Genomic DNA, 23,980 nt, shown 5'->3' with positions numbered 1-23,980 from the left:
TACATCACTAAATCGCAATTTAATAACTTTAAAGAGCCTGTGTGTGGATAATTTTTTTACAGTAATAATTATTTTAGGTGCGCTACTGCTTGTTGCTAGCTTAAAAACAACCGTTAAAGTTTGCAAAAAAACATCGCAAAGAGCATGGAGTGTACTGCTATGCGCTATTATTTTTTTTATTATAGGGTATTGGTGGATACTTTATTATTTTTCAAACCACGACATTGCACCCGTCGTTATGAATATGGTGGCTATGTTGTTACTTGGCGGTGGTGGGTTTGTTTTTTTAGTGATTAAACTGAGCTTAAAAAGTATTCTTAAAATAGAGCAAGCAACGCAGTATCAAAAATATCAAACTGAGCACGATAACTTAACAACTCTACCTAACCGCGATAAATTTTTTAAATCTTTAAGTAAACAAGTTGAATATCCTTCCCCATTTTCACTATTTTATATCGACTTAAATAACTTTAAACAAATTAATGATGCGTTTGGGCATCAGTGTGGTGACCAACTCTTGGCTGCATTTGCCAATAAATTAAATAAAGAATTATGCGGCATTGCTAAGTTATATCGAATAGGTGGCGATGAGTTTGCTTTTTTATTGCATACCGATACAGATGAAAGCATGAATTATTGTGTAAACATTTTAAACTCAGCCGTCAAAAGTCCGTTTTGTACGAATGAGCAAATGGTTAAAATACAATTAAGTATAGGCGTAAGCCGTTTTCCTGATGATAGCCGATTGCCCGATCAGCTATTAAAAAAAGCTGACTTGGCACTGCATGAAGCTAAAAAAACATTTCAACCTTTAGTAAGTTACTCATCTGCAATAGGTAAACGAGCTGAGGACTTTTTTGATTTATCAGCCAAAATTAAAGTGGCATTACATAAAGGTGAGTTTGAACTTTATTTACAACCCATAATGGACTCTAAAGATTTACAATTACATGGCCTAGAGGCGCTTATCCGATGGCCGCAAGATGATGGTAGCTTTATTAGTCCTGAAAAGTTTATAACCGTAGCTGAGCGTACAGGGCTTATTTTTCCTTTATCGAAATGGGTTGTACAAGAAGCGGTTAACCATATTAGAAAACTCAAACTATTTGGCTTCATCGGTACTATACATGTCAATTTATCGACTAAAGATATTGAGAGTAGTGAGTTTTACGATTTTATAATTAACCTACTTACAACCGATCCTACTTTAAGTGACTCACTAATATTTGAAATTACTGAAGGTGCAATGATGACAAATATTCCGGCTGCAAGAAAAATGATGCAGCAGTTGAGTATGCGCGGGTTTAAATTTAGTGTTGATGATTTTGGTACTGGCTTTTCATCATTGTCGTTATTAAGAGAGCTGCCAATCAATCAAATAAAAATAGATCAGTCGTTTATCAAAGATATGCTCATTAACCCACCAGATTATGCCATTGTTGAGTCTACATTATTTTTAGCGAGTCGATTAAATTGTGACGTAGTAGCTGAAGGAATAGAAACAAAAGAGGTAGAGCAAGCGCTATTAGGTATGAACTGTGATTATTTGCAAGGGTATTTATATAGTAAACCGATAAATATAGATGAATTTATAAATGTTTATTTAAGTGCAGAAAAAGTAAGTNTAAATGTTTATTTAAGTGCAGAAAAAGTAAGTTTAATTTAATGAGTATTGAGAAGTTTTAGACAGGGGAGTCAAATTGGCTGGGATACCAGGATTTGAACCTGGGAATGCCAGGATCAAAACCTGGTGCCTTACCGCTTGGCGATATCCCAACTGTAAATTTGAATTAGTTTTAGTTCTTAATAAGAACATGGTGCGGAAGGAGAGACTTGAACTCTCACAACCTAAGTTACTGGAACCTAAATCCAGCGCGTCTACCAATTCCGCCACTCCCGCATCACTAATTTGCTAATTTAAACTCTAAGCTAGAGCAATTCTTTTATCCAACTTTCCTTTGTAGAAGAAGTTGGCTGGGATACCAGGATTTGAACCTGGGAATGCCAGGATCAAAACCTGGTGCCTTACCGCTTGGCGATATCCCAACAAAGAATTCTTTATAATTTTAGTTCTTATAAGAACATGGTGCGGAAAGAGAGACTTGAACTCTCACAACCGAAGTTACTGGAACCTAAATCCAGCGCGTCTACCAATTCCGCCACTCCCGCATCAACAATTTGCCAATTTAAACTCTAAGCTAGAGCAATTCTTTTATCCAACTTTCCTTGGTAGAAGAAGTTGGCTGGGATACCAGGATTTGAACCTGGGAATGCCAGGATCAAAACCTGGTGCCTTACCGCTTGGCGATATCCCAAAAAAGAATTAATGATAATTTTATTTCTTATCAAGAAATGGTGCGGAAAGAGAGACTTGAACTCTCACAACCGAAGTTACTGGAACCTAAATCCAGCGCGTCTACCAATTCCGCCACTCCCGCATCGTTTGTACAATAAAGTACAGGTAGTTATTTTAAACTCTTCATTGAGCTGCAATTTAACTCTTGCAGAGCCATTTCTAAAAGAAGAAATGGTGGCTAAGACGGGATTTGAACCTGTGACCCCATCATTATGAGTGATGTGCTCTAACCAGCTGAGCTACTTAGCCATTGTTGGCTGGGATACCAGGATTTGAACCTGGGAATGCCAGGATCAAAACCTGGTGCCTTACCGCTTGGCGATATCCCAACAATAACAATTGATAGTTTTAATTCTTATCAAGAAATGGTGCGGAAAGAGAGACTTGAACTCTCACAACCGAAGTTACTGGAACCTAAATCCAGCGCGTCTACCAATTCCGCCACTCCCGCATCGTTTGTACAATAAAGTACAGGTAGTTATTTTAAACTCTTCATTGAGCAACAAAAAAATAAATGGTGGCTAAGACGGGATTTGAACCTGTGACCCCATCATTATGAGTGATGTGCTCTAACCAGCTGAGCTACTTAGCCATCTTTTTTTGTTAGCACTTCATCGCTGAGTGCGGGGCGTATTATGCTGATATGACCCAAATTCGTCAACACCTTTTTTGCAAAAAAACACTTAACAGTGTTTGTTTGCAGGAAAATTAAGCTAACAGGCTAAATTTTAATAAAAATGCTGTTTTTTTAGCTTCCTTAAATACGCAGAATCTTAATTAACCCTGTACTTCTTTAATTGAGCGATATTACAAAGATAGACTAGGGCCTGTTTATCTTTTGAGGTTAAATTTGCAGCAGTGTGTTTGGTATTTAGACAAGGCAAAGCCTATGTAGTGTGGTTATTCCCCATAAATAGGCGATAACGCAGAATAAATGCCAAACATGCGCTGCCCGAAGGGTTCTGCCTAGGGGCAATTTACTCTTTGTTGCTCGGTTTTTACTTAGCCCACTAGGTTACAAACCTCGCGCCGCGATTAAATAGCCCCTAGATTGAACAAATTTCAATCCTAAAAGGTCAACAGGCCCTGATTGTGCTCAATTATTATTTTTATAATACTTAAATACAAAAAAGGCTCGTAAAAACGAGCCTTTAAAAATTATTACCAAGTGAAATTGGTTTAATTTGTACTTATACGTTGAACAAGAAGTTCATTACATCGCCATCTTTAACAATGTACTCTTTACCTTCTTGACGCATCTTACCTGCTTCTTTTGCGCCACTCTCACCTTTAAAGGCAACAAAGTCGTCAAAAGCAATAGTTTGCGCACGAATAAAGCCACGCTCGAAGTCGGTATGGATTTTACCCGCTGCTTGTGGTGCTGTAGCACCTACAGGGATTGTCCATGCGCGTACTTCTTTTACGCCAGCTGTAAAGTAAGTTTGTAATTGTAGTAATTCATAACCACCACGAATAACAAGGTTAAGACCTGGCTCTTCTAGGCCAAGATCAGCCATAAACTCAAGCTTATCTTCGTCATCTAATTCTGAAAGCTCAGATTCGATAGCTGCACATACAGGAACAACAATCGCATCTTCAGCTGCGGCAATTGCGCGTACACGATCAAGGTATGGGTTATTTTCAAAACCATCTTCAGCAACGTTTGCAATATACATTGTTGGTTTAATCGTTAAGAAGTTTATAGAGCTAATTGCTGCTTTTTCTTCTTTAGTTAGTGCTAAACCACGTAAAGTTAAGCCTTCGTCAAGATGCACTTTTACTTTTTCAAGTACAGCATTTTGCTCTTTAGCGTCTTTATCGCCACCTTTAGCTTTTTTTGAATTACGGAAAAGAGCTTTTTCAGCACTATCCATATCAGCAAGCACTAACTCAGTGTTGATTACGTCAATATCGTCAGCAGGGTCAATAGTGCCTGCTACGTGTATGATGTTTTCATCTTCAAAACAGCGAACTACGTGGCCAATTGCATCAGTTTCACGAATGTTAGCTAAAAACTGGTTACCAAGGCCTTCACCTTTAGATGCGCCTTTTACTAAGCCAGCAATGTCTACAAATTCCATACTAGTGGTAAGAACTCGTTGAGGATTAACAATTTTAGCAAGTTCGTCTAGACGAGGATCTGGCACAGGTACCACACCTGTATTAGGCTCAATGGTACAAAAAGGAAAGTTAGCGGCTTCAATACCCGCTTTAGTTAGTGCATTGAAAAGCGTTGATTTACCAACGTTAGGCAAGCCAACGATGCCACATTTAAAACCCATAGTAAGATACCTTGTTTAGATTCGTTTAAACGATGTGCTTGAACCCAAGTTATTAGGGTTTAAACGAATGTAGTCTGTTTTGTGCTTTTAACACACCATCTTTTGCAAGTATTTCCATGCAACGAACTGCTTCATCAACAGCAGCATCCATTTTTTCTTGGTCTGCTTTGGCCGCTTTTCCAAGCACCCAACCAGTAACCATTTCACGATGCCCCGGATGACCTACACCAATGCGCAAGCGCATAAAGTCTTTTTGATTTGCCATTTTTGCAATAATGTCTTTTAAACCATTATGACCGCCATGCCCGCCGCCTTTTTTTAACTTGGCAACGCCTGGGTCTAAATCCAATTCGTCATGGGCAACTAAAATGTCCTCGACAGGGATTTTGAAAAAATTAGCTAAACTACCGACCGCTTTACCACTTAAATTCATGTAAGTAGTGGGGATCAATAATTTGAATTCTTGGCCTTGAATGATCACTTTGCCTGTAAGGCCGTGATATTTAGGATCGTATTTTAGGGTGCAGTTGTAGCGTGCAGCGATTTGCTCGATGAACCAAGCACCTGCATTGTGGCGTGTGTTTGCGTATTCGGGGCCTGGATTAGCCAGGCCCACAAGCATTTGAATAGAATTCAAGGTTGCGAGACCTTAAAAATTATTCTGCTGCTGCAGCGTCGTCTTCAACTGGAGCTGCTTTGTTTGCTTTGATAGTCAGGATAGACTGATCATGGTCTTCGCCTTTACCTAAATCTACAGAGCTAACGCCTTTAGGGAAAGTAAGGTCAGAAATATGAACAGAATCGCCAACAACAAACTTAGAAACATCTACTTCAATGAATTCTGGAAGTGCTTTTGGAAGACACGTAATTTCAACTTCAGTTAACTGGTGAACAACAGTTGCGCCAGCTTTAGTTACAATATCTTCACCGATGAAGTGAAGAGGAACTTTAGTTTGAAATTTATGAGTAGCATCTACACGTTGGAAATCAAGGTGAGTAAGCTTAGGCTTGAATGGGTGGCGTTGGATATCTTTTAAGATTACTTCAACAGCTTCGCCATCAACGTTAAGCGTAAGGATATGCGTGTAAAAACCTTCGTCTTCTTGTGCTTTGATCATATCTTTATGAGCAAAAGTAAGAGATAAAGCTTCTTTGTCAGCTCCGTAAAGGATTGCAGGAACTTTGTCTTCACGACGTAGGCGGCGGCTCGCACCAGTACCAGTTTCTACGCGAAGTTCAGCGTTATATGTATAAGTTTTGTTAGACATGATGTCTCCAGTTATTAAAATGTGTAGGGCCTTTGCGACCAAGGTCCCTAGCCAAAAGGCGCGCTATCATACCACCACGCCCAGACAAAATAAACATCGCTTACAAAAAAAGCGCCAAAAGGCGCTTTTATACTCAGGAATGTTTAATTTTAGTGTTCAAACATCGCTGAGATAGATTCTTCGTTACTAATACGACGAATAGTCTCTGCTAACATGTCAGCAAGCGTAAGTACCTTAATTTTATCAAGGGCTTTAAGCTCGTCAGATAGCGGAATTGAGTCAGTTACAATTACTTCGTCAATCATCGAGTCACGTAAGTTTTCTGCTGCTTTACCTGAAAGAATAGGGTGCGTTGCGTATGCAAATACGCGCTTAGCGCCATGTTCTTTAAGTGCTTCTGCTGCTTTACATAACGTACCACCGGTATCAATCATATCATCTACGATAATACAATCACGACCTTCAACATCACCAATAATATGCATTACTTGAGAAACGTTTGCTTGAGGGCGACGTTTGTCAATGATTGCTAAATCGGTATCGTTTAGTAGTTTTGCAATTGCACGTGCGCGTACAACACCACCAATATCTGGAGATACAACAACGACGTCTTCAAAGTCGCGTTCTTTCATATCTTCAAGTAATACAGGGCTGCCAAATACGTTGTCTACTGGTACATCAAAGAAGCCTTGGATTTGTTCAGCGTGTAAATCAACCGTAAGAACACGGTCAACACCAACGCTTGATAAGAAATCGGCAACAACTTTAGCGGTAATTGGAACACGAGCAGAACGTACACGACGGTCTTGGCGCGCATAACCAAAATAAGGAATGACGGCAGTAATACGACCTGCAGATGCACGACGTAGAGCATCAACCATAACGATAAGTTCCATTAGGTTATCGTTTGTAGGGGCACAGGTTGATTGCAAGATAAAAACGTCCGAGCCACGAACATTTTCATTTATTTGAACACTGATCTCACCGTCACTAAAACGGCCAACAACAGCATCGCCTAATTCAATATATAAACGTTTTGCAACTTTTTGAGCTAACTCAGGTGTTGCGTTACCAGCGAAGAGCTTCATGTCAGGCACGGTAGGGTTCCTCAGGCACTGAATATTTGGACTAACGGGCAATGATAAATACCACTGCGAGTTAACTTATGATTACTTGTACGTTACTTCATTGATCGAATATGGCGGTTAACTCCGTATGAGCAGGTGAGACATTTGCGCTTGAAGCCACAAAACCCTGCCAAGTATGGGGGAGATTTTCAAGTACATCTTGTGCTTGAACTTGACTAGCAAATTCGACAAAACAACATGAACCTGTTCCGGTCATCTTCGACGGTGCGTATTTTAGCAACCACTGGAGGGTTTTTTCAACCTCGGGGCAAAGCTTTTTAACTAAAGGCTCACAATCGTTGGTTAAAGTATGGTGTTTCCAATCGCCTATTATTTTTGGTGTGTCGCGTTTTAAATCTGGATGTGTAAATATTTTTGCGGTACTTACATGTTGGTTTGGGTGTACAACGCAGTACCATTTTTGTTCAAGTTTTACCTGGTGTAATTTCTCACCAATACCATGCGCTATGGCGCTTTGCCCTTGTATGAACACCGGAACATCAGCCCCTAATTTAAGTCCTAATTGGGCTAGAATTTCTAAATTTAGTTCTAATTTCCATAATTTATTTAGGGCTAATAAAGTACTTGCGGCGTCGGATGAACCACCTCCAACACCTCCGCCCATCGGTAAGCGTTTAATTAAATTTATTTTTACACCCAAAGAGGTTTTACAGTGTGTTTGTAATAATAAAGCGGCTTTATAGATGAGATTATCATTTAGGGGTATGTCTTTAGTATCACCACCGACAGAAATACCACCGTCTGTTGTTAGCTCAAAATGCAACTCATCACCAAAATTTAAAAAAGTAAATAAGGTTTCTAGTTCATGATAGCCATCTTCTCGGCGAGCATTAATATGTAAAAATAAATTGAGTTTTGCCGGAGCAATAAGTGAAAAAGAGGTTTTGTTATTCATACTTATTTAAACTGCCAATCGTAGAGTTGAATTTTTATTTTTATTTGTTGGTGCTTTAACGTCAGTTTAGTAGGTAACCAGTAACCTGCGTTTTGTACGTAAGTGCCGTAATCTATTTGCCATTTCTTGCCTGCATTATCAAACCATAATACTTGCTTTGCGCGGCCTAGTTCATCAACGACTAAACTTTGATCGTCAATGGTGCCCTTAAGCCAGTTATCGGCGTTATCAACAGGGAGTGTAAAACCCGTTAAACGCTTTAAAAGCTCTGCAGCATTAGTATCAAAGTACTCATCGCCGTCAAACTCTAATTCAGCACCATTTGCTGTTTGTTTAAGCGACAAAATACGAGTACCAATAAAAGTAGTCAGTATTAAATTATTGGAATTTGTTGTTTGCTGCCAATTTAAGTTTGCAGATTGACGCTCTTCTGGGCTTATAAACGCGAGTTTACCCTCGACCTGCCAAGTTTTTTGAGCAGCTAAATGTGGCTTCCAATCATCATAAAGCGTTGTTTTTGTATCAATTTGATGGGCACAGCCACCTAATAATAAAAAAAACATGAATAAAATCAAATATTGTCGAATCAAATGTTGTTCCTTACTTTCCATATTCCGCTGATTTTTGGTAAAATTACCGCCTTTGAAGTAGGGCTCAGCAATATTTGGCAAATATGACCATAATAGCACTAGGTATAAATCACAAAACCGCATCCGTAGAATTACGTGAAAAAGTGGCTTTTTCGCCTGAGCAAATTTCAGAGGCGTTGCAACAATTAAGTGGCCATGCCGACTTTAATGAAGCGGTTATTGTGTCTACCTGTAATCGAACCGAGATCTATTGTAGCCTCGCTCAGCAAAATTCCCAAACACTGTTAACTTGGCTTGCCAGTTTCCATGGTTTGGATGAACATGAACTGAGCAGCAATATATACTGCCATGAAGGTAATGACGCCATTAACCACTTAATGCGCGTAGCGTGTGGGTTGGATTCTTTGGTGTTAGGCGAGCCGCAAATTTTAGGGCAAATAAAGCAATCGTTTTTTAGTGCTAAAACCCACGATGCAATAGGGGTTACTTTTGATAGGTTGTTTCAAAAAACCTTTTCGGTAGCAAAACAAGTTCGTACTGAAACAAATATAGGCGCAAGTGCCGTGTCGGTTGCATTTGCGGCTGTTAACTTAGCAAAACATATTTATGGCAAGCTTGATCAAACCAATGTGCTATTAATTGGTGCTGGTGAAACCATTGAACTGGTTGCTAAACATTTATATCAAAATGAGCCTAAAAAAATAACGGTAGCTAATAGAACAATTGAACGTGCTCGCAGCCTTGCTGATGAAGTGTCGGCAGATGTTATCGCACTTGCACAGTTACCAGAACGTTTACATGAAGCCGATATAGTCATTAGTTCTACCGCCAGTACTTTACCTATTATTGGTAAAGGGGTGGTTGAGCAAGCGCTTAAGCAGCGCCGTCACAAGCCTATGCTATTTATAGATATTGCGGTTCCGCGCGATATAGAAAGCCAAGTAGGTGAGCTAGATGCTGCCTATTTATATTCCGTTGATGACTTACAAACCATTGTAAGCGAGAATATGGCAGCGCGTGAGCAAGCTGCACAGCAAGCGCAAATAATTATTACTGAACGCACCAAAGAATTTGCAATGTGGATGCGCTCACTCGATTCGGTAGATTTAATCCGCCATTATCGAAATGATGTACAAACAATTAAGTCAGAACTTGTAGAGCGTGCTGTTAGTCAGCTAAATACAGGTAAAGATGCAGAAAAAATTATATTAGAGCTCGCCAATAAATTAACCAATCGCTTAATGCACGCGCCTACCCGTGCAATACAAGACGCAGCGAAAAAAGGTGAAGTGGCGCAGCTAAACCAGTTGAAAAAAATGTTAGGTATTGATCAGGAATAACCGTTAAATGAAAGAGTCTGTTTATAATAAATTAGAAACCTTAGTAGAGCGTTACGAAGAAGTACAAGCGCTACTAAGCGACCCGTCGGTCATTAGTGATCAAAATCGTTTTCGTGGGCTTTCAAAAGAATACTCTGAGCTTGAAGAGATTGTAAAAACGTTTTTAACTTACAAAGAAACGCAAGATGATTTAGCCAGTGCAGAAGAAATGCTTAAAGATTCTGACCCTGAAATGCGTGAAATGGCGCAAGAAGAATATAAAGAAGCTAAAGCACAAATTTTGGTAATTGAAGATCAAATTCAAGTATTAATGTTGCCAAAAGATCCGCGAGATAACAATAACGTGTTTGTTGAAGTACGCGCTGGAACAGGCGGTGATGAAGCGGCTATTTTTGCTGGCGACTTGTTCCGTATGTACAGCCGCTATGCAGAAACTAAAAAATGGAAAGTAGAAGTTGTGAGCACCAATGAAGGTGAGCACGGTGGTTACAAAGAAGTTATTGCAAATATTAGTGGCGAAGGCGTTTACGGTCAATTAAAGTTTGAATCAGGTGTACACCGCGTACAACGTGTGCCAGAAACTGAGTCACAAGGGCGAGTTCATACCTCTGCATGTACTGTTGCGGTAATGGCGGAAGTACCAGAGGCCGAAGCGATACAAATTAATACCGCAGATTTAAAAGTTGATACATTTCGTGCATCAGGCGCAGGTGGTCAGCACGTTAATAAAACAGATTCTGCTATTCGACTTACACATATACCTACCGGTGTTGTGGTTGAGTGTCAGGATCAACGTTCACAGCATAAAAACCGTGCTAAAGCGATGTCGGTACTTGCAGCACGTTTGCAACAGGCTGAAGATGAAAAGCGCCATGCGGCAGAAGCATCTGAACGTCGTGACTTAGTAGGTAGTGGCGATCGTTCTGAACGTATCCGTACTTATAACTACCCACAAGGTCGTATTACCGATCATCGTATTAACTTAACACTTTATCGCTTGAATGAAGTGGTAGCGGGTGATTTAAGCTGCGTTATTGACCCATTAATGCAAGAACATCAAGCTGACTTATTAGCGGCTATGGGCGACGAGTAATCGTGAGCCAAACTCTTGAACAAGCTATTGCTGCAGGCGCTAATTTATTAGCACCTAGCAGCGAAAGTGCTAAATTAGACGCACAAGTTTTACTTCTACATATTCTTCAAAAACCTCACAGTTACCTTTTTACTTGGCCAGAGCATGCGCTTAATGCCGAACAACAACAGCAATTTAATACCTTTTGCCAAAGACGTTTAAACGGTGAACCTGTTGCACATATTACGGGGCAACGTGAATTTTGGAGCTTATCGCTTGAAGTTAACGCAACAACTTTAATACCTCGACCAGATACCGAAACGTTAGTAGAACAAGCGCTTGAAGTGGCTGTACCTGCTACAGCTAAAGTGCTTGATTTAGGCACGGGTACTGGTGCAATAGCGCTGGCATTGGGTAGTGAAATGCCTAATTGGCAAATTATTGCAGTAGATAGAGTAAGCGATGCAGTTGCACTGGCTACACGTAACCAGCAGCGATTGGCGATTAATAACGTTCACGTTAAGCAAAGCAACTGGTTTAGCGAGTTACATGGTGAGAAATTCAACCTAATTGTCACTAACCCGCCTTATATTGAAAGCAGTGATATACATTTAAATCAGGGCGATGTGCGCTTTGAGCCTTTGTCGGCATTAGTGGCTGATGATTGTGGAATGTCTGATATTAAACAAATAATTACACAATCACGTGACTATTTGTTATCTAGTGGCTATCTTTTAATAGAACACGGTTTTGAGCAAGGTGAAGCTGTTCGTCATTTTTTCAAAAAAATGGCATTTGTGAATATTAAAACAGTGAAAGACTTTGGTGATAATGACCGTGTAACGTTTGCACAGTGGCCCTAAAGAATAATAATTGCCTGCTAGTGCGTTAAATAATGCCATGAAGGAATTTCGACTATGATGGGTGATTTTTTATTTTCAGATGAACCAGAAGAAGCAATCAATGAAATTGAGCTCGGTACCTGGAAAGTATTAATCGTTGATGATGAACCTGAAGTTCATGCTGTGACAAAGCTAGCGTTGAGTGATTTTGAGTTTCAAAATAAACGCTTAGAATTTATTAGTGCGTACTCAGGTGCTGAAGCAAAAGAGCTTGTGAAAGAGCATCCCGACGCTGCAATTGTTTTGCTTGATGTAGTAATGGAAACCGATGATGCCGGTTTGCAAGTTGCTAAGTTTATTCGTGAAGAAGCTAAAAATAATCATATTCGGATTATTTTAAGAACGGGTCAACCCGGCCAAGCACCTGAACGGCAAGTGATTGTTAATTATGACATTAACGATTACAAATCAAAAACAGAGTTAACGGCTCAAAAACTATTTACTGTTATTATGTCGAGCCTGCGCTCGTATCGGGATATTATTTCGATTGAACAGTCACGCGAAGGGCTTGAGAAAATAATTATAGCGTCTCGTGATATTTTTTCTGCGCATTCAATAGAGCACTTTATTGAAGGCGTTATGCAGCAGTTAACATCTTTACTTGGTGTTGCGGATCAAGCAGTGTATGCAAGCACTTTAGTTGCGCAGAACCCAGAGAGTGGAAATAATAAAAAATTAATCGTTTGTTCTGGCACTGGTGATTTTGAACAAAGTGAAGGTAAAGAGCTTGAAAACGTACTACAAATTGAACAGTTGAGTGCATGTCATCAGGCACTTAATGAAAAAAGTATTATTTATAAAGATAATTACTTATTTGCGTATTGCAGCAGCAAGTATAATCACAACTCAATATTATTTATATCAGGAATCCCAAAAGATTTAACTGATATACAGCGACATTTAATTAAAATTTTCTCGCAAAATGTACAGCTTGCGTTTGAAAACGTACAGCTTCAGTCTGAAATGAGACAACACAGTAAAACTCATTGATAAGTATAAGCGGTTCTTAGCCGTTTTCTTAATTAGATTTTTATAAAACAGAAGTATAGGGGCATATGGATTATTTAGCAGTAAAGCACTTACACATGGCAATTGCGATGTTAAGTGTGATTTTATTTTATGTTCGCGCTTTTTCGCGAATGGGCAGTGGTAACTTAGCAAAAAATAAAGGGGTAATGATCGGCAGTCACAGCATAGATACTTTACTATTAGTGTCAGCACTTACGCTTATATTTATGGCTAAAATAAACCCGTTTGAACAATATTGGTTATTAGAAAAAATAGTATTAGTGGTTATATATATTGGTATTGGGGCTAAAAGTGCCAGACAAACTAAAATGACCGCTAAAGTTGCTTACGTTTTGGTTAACACTGCTGTTATTTTGGCGATAGGTTATTTAGCGACGTCTAAATCAGCTTTTTTGCTTTAAGTAATATCTGACTATTTGAGCTTTATAGTTGTTTTGTAAAGCTCAAATACGACTCCCTTTCAGAAAATATTCAAAAACATCTCTATATTGGTATATAGCTTTAAAGTTAGGTAAACTACGCCTTCGTTTTCTAAAATGTTGCAGTATTAATGACTACCCTCGGGTTTGACGAACACGATGAATCTTATCTTGATGATGCTTACGATGAATTTACACCTCCAGCGATTTACCGCTGTATTAAAGCAGAGTCAAAATGGGACCCTCAGATAGATTTAACACCATGTTATGAAACTTTAACTGACTTTGAACAGCAAATTTCAGCGCTGTGTTTAAAAGTGAGTGATGAGCACGATCGCTTCGAAAAATTATTAGATATGTTTTACAGCGATTGGCTATTTAGTGCCTCAGGCTTAAAAGTGCCTGAATACAAATTAAATACATTAAGCTATACGCTTTCTATGCGAAGTGGCTCACCAACAACGCTTGCAATTATACTTTGCCACTTTTTACAACAAGCTAACTTTGATACAAATCTTAGTCTTACGCTGGGTGATGTTGGTGTTCATGTGGCGATAAGTGATGAAGAGGGCTACATAATTGAGCCAAGCAGCGGGCAACAAAGCTGGTATATCATCCCTGAAAACGCAGATGAAGATGATGGACAAGAACAAGAGCCTTTAGAGTTAATTTTTGATGACGAAGTATATAAGCTATTTTTAGCTCAGCAAAAATGGTCTTTCATTAGCGAAAACAAATTTGGTCATGCTTTGACCTGTGTAGAGATGCTAATGGAGCTAATAGGCGACGACCCGTATGAGAGACGCGACAGAGGTTACTTATTAAATCAGCTCGGTTGCCCTAAAATGGCACGTGATGATTTACAGTTTTTTGTCGATGAGTGTCCGGACGATCCTGCAATAGAGATAATTCAACACCAAATAGAAGAACTAGAAGATAATAATAAAACGCACCATTAAGAATAGGAATAATTATGGTTGAAACTCAAAGCGCATTAATTACAAATGATGCCGTTGTGCTTGGTCTGCTTGCTATTATTTTGGGATTTATTTTTAAAACCTCAAATAGTGAGCGTCCAGCTTTAAAACGATTTTATAAATACGTACCTGCTTTACTACTGTGTTACTTTTTGCCATCACTATTAAATACCTTTGGTATTGTAGACGGTAATAAATCCAATGTTTATTATGTGGCTTCGCGCTACTTACTGCCTGCTTGTTTAATACTGCTTACAATTAGTATTGATTTAAAAGCCATTATTAACTTAGGCCCGAAAGCGCTCATTATGTTTTTAGTGGGTACATTAGGCATTGTTATTGGCGGGCCATTAGCTATTTTAGTCGTGAGTGCATTTGATCCAAGTATTGTTGGTGGTCATGGGCCCGATGCAGTATGGCGCGGTATGACAACCGTTGCGGGTAGCTGGATTGGCGGTGGTGCTAACCAAGCCTCAATGAAAGAGATGTTTGAAGTTGGTGGTGATATATTTTCTGTAATGATTACAGTAGATGTAATAGTCGCGAATATTTGGATGGCTGTTTTATTGTTAATGGCAGCAAACCATAAAAAGATTGATGCAGCTACGGGGGCTGATACAAGCGCAATTGAAGACTTAAAAAAACGTGTTGAAGCCTATCACGCTGAACACGCGCGCATTCCTACTCTTAACGATTACATGACGCTGCTTGCAATTGCATTTGGTATAACCGGTTTAGCGCATTTTTGTGCTGACTTTTTAGGTCCGTACTTTGGCACTACTTATGAGTGGGCAAAAGAGTACAGCTTAAACAGTAAATTCTTTTGGCTAATTGTTATATCAACAACGATTGGCATAGGCTTATCGTTTACTAAAGTGAGACAAATAGAAGCGTTTGGCGCTTCAAAAGTAGCTTCTAGCTTTTTATATATTTTAGTTGCATCGATTGGTTTGCATATGAATGTAACCGCTATTTTTAATAACCCAGGGTTATTTTTAGTTGGTGCCATTTGGATGTTAGTGCATGCAAGTATAATGTTAGTAGTAGCTAAACTAATTAAAGCACCGTTATTTTATATGGCTGTGGGCTCGCAAGCTAATGTAGGTGGTGCAGCGTCTGCACCTGTTGTAGCATCAGCGTTTCATCCCTCATTAGCACCTGTTGGTGTCCTGTTAGCTGTACTGGGCTATGGTGTGGGTACGTATATGGCTTATATTTGTGGATTAATGATGCAAGCAGTTGCACCTTAAGGAATTTAAATGAAAGATAAAATTATTAAAATCAACGAAATTGAACTAGCAAACAACAAACCGTTTGTATTGTTCGGTGGTATTAACGTATTAGAATCTCGCGATTTAGCTATGCGTGTTGCAGAGCACTACGTAGAAGTTACGACGAAACTCAATATTCCTTATGTATTTAAAGCGTCATTTGATAAGGCTAACCGTTCTTCAATAAATTCGTACCGTGGTCCTGGTATGGAAGAAGGTTTAAAAATATTTGAAGAGATTAAAAACACCTTCAACATACCGCTTATTACCGATGTACACGAACCGCATCAAGCAGCACCTGTTGCTGAAGTTGTTGATGTAATTCAGTTACCAGCCTTTTTAGCACGTCAAACAGATTTAGTTGTGGCGATGGCTAAAACAGGTGCAATTATTAACGTGAAAAAACCACAGTTTTTAGCGCCACACGAAATGCGCCATATCATTACTAAATTTAATGAAGCGGGTAATAATAACATCGCACTTTGTGAGCGTGGTTCTAGCTTTGGTTACAACAACTTAGTGGTTGATATGCTGGGTATGGATGACATGAAAGCAATGGCGCCTGTTATTTTTGATGCAACACATGCACTTCAACGCCCAGGTGGCCGAGCTGATTCTGCTGATGGTCGTCGTGCACAAGCTGCAGAGCTTGCGCGCAGCGGTATGGCGCTGGGTATTGCAGGTTTATTTATTGAGGCGCATCCAAATCCTAACGAAGCTAAATGTGATGGCCCATGTGCGTTAGCACTTAGTAAGTTAGAAGGGTACTTAACGCAAATGAAAGCAGTTGATGATTTAATTAAAAGCTTTGCCCCACTTGATACAAGTGCAAGCGATTTATAATTAAGCATGATGTTTATTAAAAAGCGACTCAGGTCGCTTTTTTTATGCCTTTAATATACACAAACTTATATGATGTATATAATCCCACGCATAAGAAAAACTAATTCTAAGCTTGGTTATTATGTCAAGACGGGTACCTCCATTAAACGCATTAAAAGCCTTTGAAGCGGCTGCGCGCCATTTAAGTTTTACGAAGGCTGCAGAAGAGCTCTATGTAACGCAGGCGGCAGTAAGTCATCAAATAAAAACACTAGAAGAACATTTAGGCTTAAAGTTGTTTTTACGTAAAAATCGCTCATTACTATTAACTGAAGAAGGCCAAGGCTATTTTTTAGATATAAAAGAGATTTTTACTCAGCTTATTGATGCCACTGAAAAGCTATTAGCCCGTGGTGCTAAAGGTTCATTAACAGTAAGCTTAACACCCAGTTTTGCTATTCAATGGTTGGTACCTCGTTTGAGTTTATTCAATGAGTTACACCCAGAGATAGACGTGCGAATAAAAGCGCAAGATCAAGATGAAAACTCACTGACTGATGACGTAGATATTGCTATTTACTATGGAAGAGGTCATTGGAATGGCGTACAAGCGTACAAACTTCATACCGAATATTTAGTACCACTTTGTAGTCCTATGTTATTAAGCGGGCCAAAGCCGCTTGATCAACCTAGTGATTTAGCGCATCACACCTTATTGCATGACACGACACGTAAAAACTGGAAAACGTGGATGAAAACCGCAGGTGTGCGTAACATTCAGGTTAATCAAGGGCCTATATTTAGTCACTCTTCAATGGTGTTACAAGCTGCAGTGCATGGGCAAGGTGTGGCAATTGGTAATAGTGTATTAGCTAAACCTGATATAGATGCAGGGCGTTTGGTTATTCCGTTTAATCACAGTTTAGAGAGTAAAAATGCATATTACTTAGTACTTCGTGAATCGCAAACAGAGCTTGGTAAAATAGTCTCGTTTAAAGAGTGGATGCTGAGCTTAGTAGAGCATGAGCAGGAATATGAGTATTAATAATGATTGAATGGTTTAAAAGCACGGCGCAACCTGCAATTGCACAGTTTATATTTGCGCATGGCGCAGGCGCTGGTAGCGATTCTGACTTTATGCAGCACATGGCAAAATTAATAAGCGAGCAAGGTGTTGATGTTGGTTTATTTGATTTTGAGTATATGCAAATTGCTAAACAAACCAATAAACGTAGGCCTCCCGAGCGAGCGCCAAAGCTACTTATTTATTATGAGCAAATACTTGCGCAAACGCAGCCAGATTTACCGTTATTTATAGGCGGTAAATCGATGGGCGGACGCATGGCATCAATGCTTGCGTGCAGCACAGAGCAAAGACTTTCGGGTGTTATTGCATTTGGTTATCCATTTCATCCGCCGGGTAAGCCAGAAAAGTTACGCACCGATCATTTTGCTGATATTGTTTGCCCTTTTTTAGTATTACAGGGCGAGCGAGATACATTTGGTACACGTGAAGAACTACTTACTATGGAAATGCCAAAACAGCCTTTACTCACATGGCTGACTGATGGCGATCATTCATTAAAACCACGTAAAAAAAGTGGCGTAACTGAACTGCAAAATAGAGAAACAGCAGCGTTAAGTGCCGTTGAATTTATTAAGCAACAAGTAGAGATGTGTTAAGACTCGATTAGGGGATTAGATGATTAAATTATTTTTAATGGCCGGCAGTATTTTTTGTATGCTCTCGGTTATGTTAGGTGCATTTGCTGCCCATGGTTTAAAAAGCCGTTTATCGGAGTATTCATTAGGGGTTTTTAAAACAGCTGCTGAGTATCAAATGGTGCATGGCCTTGCACTTATTGCGGTGGCTATTTTAATTAAATGGGGCATAAACCTGAGTTGGGCTGGTGGCTTTTTTATAACGGGCACACTACTTTTTAGTGGCAGTTTATATTTACTCGCTCTAACAGATATGAAGTGGCTAGGGCCGATAACACCGCTTGGTGGATTGTGCTTTATTATTGGTTGGATTGTTATTTTAGTGCAAGTTGCACGATTTAAGTTTTAAAGAGTTTAAGGGTTAATATGTCTAGTGTTGTGATTTATTGTCGTAGTGGTTTTGAAAGCGATGCCGCTGCTGAAATAACGTTTCATGCTGCAGAGCAGGGTTTTGCAGGGTATGTAAAAGCAAAGCCAAATACAGGTTATGTTGTTTACGAATGTTTTGAAGCGCATCACAGCGACGAAATAATCAAAAAAGTCGATTTTAAAAATATGGTGTTTGCACGCCAATGGTTTGCCGGCACATTACTTGAAAACATGCCAGTAGAGGACCGTGTAAGTGCAGTAGTTGAAGCTGCTAAAGATTTTACATTGTGCTCAGAGCTACGTGTAGAAACGCCAGATACAAATGAAGGCAAAGAGCTTTTAACGTTCTGTAAAAAAATATCAACGCCGCTTAAAAAAGCCCTCGAAAAACAAAATACAGTACTGCGAGAGCCAAAAGCAAACCGCCCAGTAATGCATGTCATGTTTTTAACAAACAATACGGCTTATGTTGGTTACTCGTATAGCTTTAATAATTCTCCATTTTTCATGGGTATTTTACGCCTTCGTATGCCAAGCGATGCACCGAGTCGTTCAACGTTAAAACTCGATGAAGCGTTTAATGTATTTATTCCTGAGCAGCAACGTGAATCACGCGTGGCAGCGGGTATGCGCAGTGTTGATTTAGGTGCATGCCCGGGTGGTTGGACTTATCAGCTTGTACGCCGTGGTATGTTTGTAAGTGCGATTGATAACGGTCCAATGAACGACGATTTAATGCAAACGGGGCAAGTTAAACATTTTAGAGCAGATGGTTTTAAATATCGCCCAGAAAAAAGAAATATTACTTGGTTAGTGTGCGATATGGTAGAAAAACCAACCAAAGTGACGACGCTAATGATTGACTGGGCAGTAAATGCATACGCAAAAGAGTTTATATTTAACTTAAAGCTACCTATGAAAAAGCGCTTTGATAGTGTTTATGAGTGTCTTTCGATGATCAGAAAAGAGCTTGAGAAACATGGTATTAATTACGAGTTACAAGCTAAACATCTCTATCATGATCGTGAGGAAATAACCGTTCATTTAAATGTGACTAAAGTGCCACAAAATCTATACAGCTAACATTTTCATGTGGTAGTAAAAATGGGTCGCTAGACCCATTTTTACTTTTAATTTCTGTATTTAGGACGATAGTTATCAACCCATAAACGCGTTGCACCACACACTGCAACGGGCATAACGATTAAGTTTATAAATGGTATAGCGGTTAATAGCATAACGGCAAAACCAAACCCATATGACAAACCTTGTTTAGCTTTTAAATCGTCTTTCATCTGTTTAAAGTCAATTTTGTGGTTATCAAACGCATAGTCTTCGTATTGCACAGCGTACATCCAACAGGTAAATAACACCCACAGAATTTGCCCTATGACAGGTAATATCCAAAGTAATATAAAAAAGCCAATAGCGCGGGGAAGGTAGTAACAAAGCTTTGTCCACTCACGGGCAAGCATTCTAGGTACATCTTTAACTAATTCAGAAAAACCGTCATCATTAATTTTTTGACCCGTTAAATAAAGCTCCACTTTTTCGCTTAATAAAGCATTAAAGGGGGCTGCAATAAAATTAGTAATTATAGTAAATAGCATACTGTAGCTAAATAATACGACTAATACAGCAATTGGCCACATTAGCCATTCAAGCCAGCTTAACCATTCTGGTAGCATGTTACTGATGTAGCTAAAGCTATCACTTAGCCATCCAAATAAGAAAAACAACGAACTACCAAATAGTAAAACATTAATTAAAAGCGGGATAAGTACAAAACGCTTTAACCCTTTTTGGCTAATTAATTTAAATCCCGAAAAAAAATATTCCATACCTTGTGTGATCTGCACTGTAACCTCAAAAAATATTCACCATTAGCGACAGTATAAATAGCTTAATTATTTTGAACAGTATTTTTAAGTAACAAAGTGTTAGCTTTAATACGTTGGTTTTACTCATATAGTAGTAATAGGCGTTCATAAATATGTAATTATTAATAGAGGTCGGGCTGATTGCTTTTTTACTAATAAAATAAAAAACTTAATAATCATGACTATACTTAACTTTACTACGTAGAAAAAAAGCATCTGCTTGAGGCTTTTTGTTGTATCAATATGTATAAATAATGCGAGCAAATGGAAATGGGTACTGATAGGTTAAAAAAGTTATTATCTCACCAGCAAGGTATTTTATCTAAAATTGCATTAGGGGTACCTTTAAATGAAGTACTTACTGAAATTTGTTTATCAATAGAGCAGATTATTGATGATGAATCTGCTAGGTGTTCTATTTTATCAGTTAAAGGCCAGCAGCTTTTTCATTGCGCAGCCCCTAATATTCATCCAGAGTACTGTAGTTTGCTTAATGGGGTTCACATAGGGCCAAAGGTGGGATCATGTGGTACAGCAGCATTCTCGAGATCTCGCACAATTGTAGAAAATATTGAAACCTCACCGCTGTGGGAGGAATTTAAAGATTTAGCGCTAAAGTTTGATCTTAAGTCATGTTGGTCAACACCTATTTTTTCAACTCAAGCTGATTTGTTAGGCACCTTTGCTATTTATCACAGCACCCCTAAAGCTCCATCAGAGCAAGATTTAGAATTAATAGATTTTTTTGTGCACTTTTCAAGTATTGCTCTTGAGAAAAGTAACGAATTTGAGAAGACAAAACAGCTCGTCGTTAATTTACAGCACAGTAATGAAAAATTCAAAGCCTTCACCAAAGTAATGCCTGATCTCATCCTCATCTTAAGTGAAGATGGTGTATATACCGATATTTATGGTACCTCTAATGAGTTACTGCTTGATTCGACTACGGATCTTATTGGTGGAAACGTTCAAGATCTGCTTCCTCAAAAAGATGCGCAGATGATAATGGACGTAATTGAAAAAACACTTTCGACTAACGAGATGCAAATATTTGAATATGAATTAAATGTCCCGAAAGGGAGTATAGTTTTTGAAGGCCGAGCTGCTGCATTAGATCATTACCATCCTAACAATCCTACAAAAAGGCATATAGTATGGATGGCCAGAGATATTTCAATAAGGAAAAAAGCAGAGCAAGAAGTCCATAAACTCGCTTTTTACGATCCATTAACTAGCCTTCCAAATAGAAGAATGCTTAGCGACAGATTAAGCATATGTGTAGAAAATGTAAAATGTACCAAAAATATAGGAGCATTATTATTTTTAGACCTAGATAACTTTAAGCGTATTAACGACTCGCTAGGGCACAGTGCGGGCGATGAAGTACTTGTAGAGTTATCAAAAAGGTTAAGCGAAATAATAAAAGGCTCCGATACGTTGGCTCGAGCGGGCGGTGATGAATTTATTATTCTACTTAAATGCGTTGGGCAAAATACACAGCAAGCTAGCCTTGAGTGCAAAAGCGTTACTAAAGAAATTCAAAAAGCTTTTCATGATAAGTTTGAAGTGGGCAAGCTTGCGTTTCAAGTAAGTTGTAGCATCGGTATTTGCCTAATTGATAGCGTAAATACACAGGCTGGCAATATATTAAAATTTGCAGATACTGCTATGTATCGCTCTAAAAAGAAAGGGGGTAATAGCAGCAGCTTTTACGATCCAGCCTTGCAAACATTACTTGAAAAGCAAACAGAGCTAGAAACCGACATAGTGAGAGCGATTGCGTCTAATGAGTTTTGTGCTTACTTTCAGCCACAGATGAATACGCAGGGGGATGTTGTTGGTGCTGAAGCTCTCATTAGGTGGAACCATCCTCAAAGAGGGCTGATAACAGCAAACGAATTTATACCTATTGCGGAGCAATACGGACTTATTCAAAAACTACAAAATATTGTTTTGCATGATATATGTATTTTAATTAACGAGCTTAAAGTAAGCACTATCATTGACGACTCGTTTAGTGTTTCAATTAATATTAGTCAAAGTCAGTTCAATTCATCAAATTTAAAAGGTGAGCTGTTCAACACTATCAATAAATTTGATATTCGAGCATCACAAATTAAGTTAGAAATAACCGAGTCAATGCTCTCTAGTGATATAGATTATACAATTAGGCAAATGAAAGAGCTCATTGCGGCTGGCTTTTTATTTTCTATTGACGATTTTGGAACAGGGTACTCTTGCTTAGCTTATTTAAGTGCGCTTCCTGTTAAAGAATTGAAAATAGATAAAAACTTTATTGATAAAATTTTAGATAATGGAATTGGCTTTAATATTGCGCAAACAATTATTAGTTTAGGAAAAAGTTTAAACTTAGCCGTAGTTGCAGAGGGCGTAGAAACAGCAGAGCAATATGACTTACTTAAAAAAATGAACATTGACACTATGCAAGGCTACTTAGTTGCAAAGCCGATGGATAAAGAGCGTTATTTAAAATGGCATAGTGCTAAAACCAATCTGCAATAATACTAAATCAATTTTTGGGATTAAATCTGACGCTAACAGTGTTAAAAATTTCTGATATACGACTGCGTAGATGCAGGAAGTAGATCAATCCAGAAGCAATTAGTGATAACAACTAAATAACGAAATTTTTGCCTTGTTATCGACACGGTTATCTCCAAAATTGATTACTTAAAGGCCAATATTTATTAATTGCTAATAACCAATAACCAATAACCAAGTAGAAACTTCGTATGTGCTAGGTCATTTTTGCTTTTTCTAGCTGCTAGAATTACCCAAATTATATGCTAAATAAGGACTAAAGATTTTTTGGTTAAACAATGCTAAGCTACGCCCGCTTGAATATATTATTTAAAGCTTAGTAAACTTATAACAATGAATGGAAGCTTTATGCAGTTAGTCGATTTGAACCCTAATGATCCCGATGTAGTAAATGTATTTGACGATATAGACCGACTTATAAATTCTTTATATCCTGTTGCTACAGCGCAGTCTCTGGAGTTAAACGAATTAACCTTACCCAATGTGTATGCTATTGGTTTAAAAACTGATGAAGGTATTATTGCCTGTGGTGCGATTGTAGAGAAATTTGATACTCAGCCTTATGGCGAAATAAGACGTTTATATGTAAAACCAAGTCATCGTGGTAAAGGGCTATCAAGACGTATTATGCAGATTTTATTACATCAAGCTGGCGAAAAGAAAATCCCGTTAATACGTTTAGAAACAGGTCCAAAACAAATAAAATCAATCAATTTATATGAAAATTTAGGCTTTAAACGCTGTAGCAGTTTTGGCTCATATGTAGATAACCCACAAAGTGTATTCATGGAATTAGGGCTTAGCCAATAAGCTTATTAACGCTACGACATGTTAAAGCTTAATGTGTCGTAAATATCAGGTCCATGATCATTCATTTTATTCTAATTTAGATTAGCTTAAAGAAGCTACTTATTATTGCTTTGCAATAAACGCCATGAGCAAACTAATCACTATAAAAATGCTTTTATGGTGATGCAAAAAATACTTCACTGTTTTTAACACCTGTCTTCGTATAAAATCTGCCTCGATAATTAGTGACTAACTTACAAAGCGAGAATTTTTATCTTTTCTAAAAG

At 38.5% G+C, this 23,980-nt stretch carries 21 protein-coding genes, 10 tRNA genes and 1 pseudogene; 15 read left to right on the top strand and 17 right to left on the bottom strand.

Annotated elements, in window-relative coordinates; all coding sequences use genetic code 11:
* The first annotated feature begins 238 nt into the window (after positions 1–238).
* Positions 239–1,666, top strand: coding sequence for a putative bifunctional diguanylate cyclase/phosphodiesterase (locus I6F40_RS07170; RefSeq protein ID WP_442960696.1), 1,428 nt, complete (start codon positions 239–241; stop codon positions 1,664–1,666).
* A 35-nt stretch (positions 1,667–1,701) separates the two neighbouring features.
* Here I6F40_RS07170 and I6F40_RS07165 read toward each other — a convergent pair.
* The 16 genes from I6F40_RS07165 to lolB all read right to left on the bottom strand — a co-directional run bounded on the left by I6F40_RS07165 (position 1,702) and on the right by lolB (position 8,539).
* Positions 1,702–1,776: transfer RNA gene (locus I6F40_RS07165), tRNA-Gln, on the bottom strand.
* Positions 1,777–1,815: 39 nt separating this feature from the next.
* Positions 1,816–1,900 (bottom strand) — tRNA-Leu (locus I6F40_RS07160).
* A 71-nt stretch (positions 1,901–1,971) separates the two neighbouring features.
* Positions 1,972–2,046: transfer RNA gene (locus I6F40_RS07155), tRNA-Gln, on the bottom strand.
* A gap of 38 nt (positions 2,047–2,084) precedes the next feature.
* Positions 2,085–2,169 (bottom strand) — tRNA-Leu (locus I6F40_RS07150).
* A gap of 71 nt (positions 2,170–2,240) precedes the next feature.
* A tRNA-Gln gene (locus I6F40_RS07145) sits at positions 2,241–2,315 on the bottom strand.
* Positions 2,316–2,353: 38 nt separating this feature from the next.
* A tRNA-Leu gene (locus tag I6F40_RS07140) sits at positions 2,354–2,438 on the bottom strand.
* Positions 2,439–2,528: 90 nt separating this feature from the next.
* Positions 2,529–2,605 (bottom strand) — tRNA-Met (locus tag I6F40_RS07135).
* A 5-nt stretch (positions 2,606–2,610) separates the two neighbouring features.
* A tRNA-Gln gene (locus I6F40_RS07130) sits at positions 2,611–2,685 on the bottom strand.
* A 37-nt stretch (positions 2,686–2,722) separates the two neighbouring features.
* A tRNA-Leu gene (locus I6F40_RS07125) sits at positions 2,723–2,807 on the bottom strand.
* A gap of 64 nt (positions 2,808–2,871) precedes the next feature.
* Positions 2,872–2,948: transfer RNA gene (locus I6F40_RS07120), tRNA-Met, on the bottom strand.
* A gap of 598 nt (positions 2,949–3,546) precedes the next feature.
* On the bottom strand, positions 3,547–4,638 hold the full coding sequence (gene ychF, locus I6F40_RS07115; protein ID WP_007583951.1) for a redox-regulated ATPase YchF: 1,092 nt from the start codon (positions 4,636–4,638) through the stop codon (positions 3,547–3,549).
* Positions 4,639–4,690: 52 nt separating this feature from the next.
* Entirely contained in the window at positions 4,691–5,275 is a 585-nt protein-coding gene (gene pth, locus I6F40_RS07110; RefSeq protein ID WP_007583954.1) for an aminoacyl-tRNA hydrolase, read from the bottom strand.
* A gap of 19 nt (positions 5,276–5,294) precedes the next feature.
* A complete protein-coding gene (locus I6F40_RS07105) occupies positions 5,295–5,906 on the bottom strand; it encodes a 50S ribosomal protein L25/general stress protein Ctc (protein WP_197192695.1) in 612 nt (203 codons plus the stop codon).
* Positions 5,907–6,055: 149 nt separating this feature from the next.
* A complete protein-coding gene (locus I6F40_RS07100) occupies positions 6,056–7,003 on the bottom strand; it encodes a ribose-phosphate pyrophosphokinase (RefSeq protein ID WP_007583957.1) in 948 nt (315 codons plus the stop codon).
* A gap of 88 nt (positions 7,004–7,091) precedes the next feature.
* On the bottom strand, positions 7,092–7,949 hold the full coding sequence (gene ispE, locus I6F40_RS07095; protein ID WP_010554716.1) for a 4-(cytidine 5'-diphospho)-2-C-methyl-D-erythritol kinase: 858 nt from the start codon (positions 7,947–7,949) through the stop codon (positions 7,092–7,094).
* A 2-nt stretch (positions 7,950–7,951) separates the two neighbouring features.
* On the bottom strand, positions 7,952–8,539 hold the full coding sequence (gene lolB, locus I6F40_RS07090) for a lipoprotein insertase outer membrane protein LolB (protein ID WP_166376714.1): 588 nt from the start codon (positions 8,537–8,539) through the stop codon (positions 7,952–7,954).
* An 83-nt stretch (positions 8,540–8,622) separates the two neighbouring features.
* Between lolB and hemA the strand changes: the two genes are divergently transcribed.
* The 12 genes and pseudogenes from hemA to rlmM all read left to right on the top strand — a co-directional run bounded on the left by hemA (position 8,623) and on the right by rlmM (position 19,545).
* The gene (gene hemA, locus I6F40_RS07085) at positions 8,623–9,879 is read left to right on the top strand and encodes a glutamyl-tRNA reductase (RefSeq protein ID WP_010554718.1); all 1,257 of its coding nucleotides are present in this window, start codon (positions 8,623–8,625) and stop codon (positions 9,877–9,879) included.
* 7 nt (positions 9,880–9,886) lie between these two features.
* On the top strand, positions 9,887–10,972 hold the full coding sequence (gene prfA, locus I6F40_RS07080; RefSeq protein WP_007583962.1) for a peptide chain release factor 1: 1,086 nt from the start codon (positions 9,887–9,889) through the stop codon (positions 10,970–10,972).
* Positions 10,973–10,974: 2 nt separating this feature from the next.
* Positions 10,975–11,814, top strand: coding sequence for a peptide chain release factor N(5)-glutamine methyltransferase (gene prmC, locus I6F40_RS07075; RefSeq protein ID WP_010554719.1), 840 nt, complete (start codon positions 10,975–10,977; stop codon positions 11,812–11,814).
* Between the two features lie 54 nt (positions 11,815–11,868).
* Positions 11,869–12,819, top strand: a pseudogene (locus tag I6F40_RS07070) (DUF3369 domain-containing protein); the annotation flags it as partial.
* An 89-nt stretch (positions 12,820–12,908) separates the two neighbouring features.
* Positions 12,909–13,283, top strand: a complete 375-nt coding sequence (locus I6F40_RS07065) for a SirB2 family protein (RefSeq protein ID WP_166376713.1) — start codon at positions 12,909–12,911, stop codon at positions 13,281–13,283.
* Positions 13,284–13,432: 149 nt separating this feature from the next.
* Positions 13,433–14,260, top strand: coding sequence for a tetratricopeptide repeat protein (locus I6F40_RS07060; RefSeq protein WP_166376712.1), 828 nt, complete (start codon positions 13,433–13,435; stop codon positions 14,258–14,260).
* Positions 14,261–14,274: 14 nt separating this feature from the next.
* The gene (locus I6F40_RS07055; RefSeq protein WP_007583967.1) at positions 14,275–15,528 is read left to right on the top strand and encodes a DUF819 family protein; all 1,254 of its coding nucleotides are present in this window, start codon (positions 14,275–14,277) and stop codon (positions 15,526–15,528) included.
* Positions 15,529–15,537: 9 nt separating this feature from the next.
* Positions 15,538–16,392 (top strand): 3-deoxy-8-phosphooctulonate synthase, encoded by an 855-nt coding sequence (gene kdsA, locus I6F40_RS07050; protein WP_166376711.1) that lies wholly within the window; start codon positions 15,538–15,540, stop codon positions 16,390–16,392.
* A gap of 121 nt (positions 16,393–16,513) precedes the next feature.
* Positions 16,514–17,416 carry a transcriptional regulator GcvA gene (locus I6F40_RS07045; protein ID WP_166376710.1) on the top strand — a complete coding sequence of 301 codons (903 nt, stop codon included), beginning with the start codon at positions 16,514–16,516 and terminating at the stop codon, positions 17,414–17,416.
* Between the two features lie 2 nt (positions 17,417–17,418).
* On the top strand, positions 17,419–18,054 hold the full coding sequence (locus tag I6F40_RS07040) for an alpha/beta family hydrolase (RefSeq protein WP_166376709.1): 636 nt from the start codon (positions 17,419–17,421) through the stop codon (positions 18,052–18,054).
* A gap of 19 nt (positions 18,055–18,073) precedes the next feature.
* On the top strand, positions 18,074–18,442 hold the full coding sequence (locus tag I6F40_RS07035) for a DUF423 domain-containing protein (RefSeq protein WP_007583972.1): 369 nt from the start codon (positions 18,074–18,076) through the stop codon (positions 18,440–18,442).
* A 17-nt stretch (positions 18,443–18,459) separates the two neighbouring features.
* On the top strand, positions 18,460–19,545 hold the full coding sequence (rlmM, locus tag I6F40_RS07030) for a 23S rRNA (cytidine(2498)-2'-O)-methyltransferase RlmM (protein ID WP_166376708.1): 1,086 nt from the start codon (positions 18,460–18,462) through the stop codon (positions 19,543–19,545).
* A 47-nt stretch (positions 19,546–19,592) separates the two neighbouring features.
* Here rlmM and cysZ read toward each other — a convergent pair whose 3' ends face one another.
* Complete coding sequence (gene cysZ, locus I6F40_RS07025) at positions 19,593–20,303, bottom strand: sulfate transporter CysZ (RefSeq protein ID WP_197192716.1); 711 nt, start codon at positions 20,301–20,303, stop codon at positions 19,593–19,595.
* A 309-nt stretch (positions 20,304–20,612) separates the two neighbouring features.
* Here cysZ and I6F40_RS07020 point away from each other — a divergent pair, with 309 nt between their 5' ends.
* Both I6F40_RS07020 and I6F40_RS07015 read left to right on the top strand, forming a co-directional pair.
* Positions 20,613–22,865, top strand: coding sequence for a sensor domain-containing phosphodiesterase (locus I6F40_RS07020; protein WP_166376799.1), 2,253 nt, complete (start codon positions 20,613–20,615; stop codon positions 22,863–22,865).
* Between the two features lie 387 nt (positions 22,866–23,252).
* Positions 23,253–23,714 (top strand): GNAT family N-acetyltransferase, encoded by a 462-nt coding sequence (locus tag I6F40_RS07015; protein ID WP_166376706.1) that lies wholly within the window; start codon positions 23,253–23,255, stop codon positions 23,712–23,714.
* Positions 23,715–23,980 lie beyond the last annotated feature (266 nt).

This window comes from Pseudoalteromonas sp. SWXJ133, assembly GCF_015864365.1.
In the GTDB taxonomy this organism is placed as follows: domain Bacteria; phylum Pseudomonadota; class Gammaproteobacteria; order Enterobacterales; family Alteromonadaceae; genus Pseudoalteromonas; species Pseudoalteromonas arctica.
This window is presented reverse-complemented; position numbering and strand designations above follow the sequence as displayed.

Coding starts and splice junctions, on each gene's coding strand:
- prfA (WP_007583962.1), top strand. CDS start 9,887: ATGAAAGAGTCTGTTTATAATAAATTAGAAACCTTAGTAGAGCGTTAC.
- ychF (WP_007583951.1), bottom strand. CDS start 4,638: ATGGGTTTTAAATGTGGCATCGTTGGCTTGCCTAACGTTGGTAAATCA.
- I6F40_RS07040 (WP_166376709.1), top strand. CDS start 17,419: ATGATTGAATGGTTTAAAAGCACGGCGCAACCTGCAATTGCACAGTTT.
- I6F40_RS07065 (WP_166376713.1), top strand. CDS start 12,909: ATGGATTATTTAGCAGTAAAGCACTTACACATGGCAATTGCGATGTTA.
- I6F40_RS07020 (WP_166376799.1), top strand. CDS start 20,613: ATGGGTACTGATAGGTTAAAAAAGTTATTATCTCACCAGCAAGGTATT.
- I6F40_RS07105 (WP_197192695.1), bottom strand. CDS start 5,906: ATGTCTAACAAAACTTATACATATAACGCTGAACTTCGCGTAGAAACT.
- I6F40_RS07055 (WP_007583967.1), top strand. CDS start 14,275: ATGGTTGAAACTCAAAGCGCATTAATTACAAATGATGCCGTTGTGCTT.
- hemA (WP_010554718.1), top strand. CDS start 8,623: ATGACCATAATAGCACTAGGTATAAATCACAAAACCGCATCCGTAGAA.
- kdsA (WP_166376711.1), top strand. CDS start 15,538: ATGAAAGATAAAATTATTAAAATCAACGAAATTGAACTAGCAAACAAC.
- I6F40_RS07015 (WP_166376706.1), top strand. CDS start 23,253: ATGCAGTTAGTCGATTTGAACCCTAATGATCCCGATGTAGTAAATGTA.
- I6F40_RS07035 (WP_007583972.1), top strand. CDS start 18,074: ATGATTAAATTATTTTTAATGGCCGGCAGTATTTTTTGTATGCTCTCG.
- I6F40_RS07060 (WP_166376712.1), top strand. CDS start 13,433: ATGACTACCCTCGGGTTTGACGAACACGATGAATCTTATCTTGATGAT.
- rlmM (WP_166376708.1), top strand. CDS start 18,460: ATGTCTAGTGTTGTGATTTATTGTCGTAGTGGTTTTGAAAGCGATGCC.
- I6F40_RS07045 (WP_166376710.1), top strand. CDS start 16,514: ATGTCAAGACGGGTACCTCCATTAAACGCATTAAAAGCCTTTGAAGCG.
- cysZ (WP_197192716.1), bottom strand. CDS start 20,303: ATGGAATATTTTTTTTCGGGATTTAAATTAATTAGCCAAAAAGGGTTA.
- ispE (WP_010554716.1), bottom strand. CDS start 7,949: ATGAATAACAAAACCTCTTTTTCACTTATTGCTCCGGCAAAACTCAAT.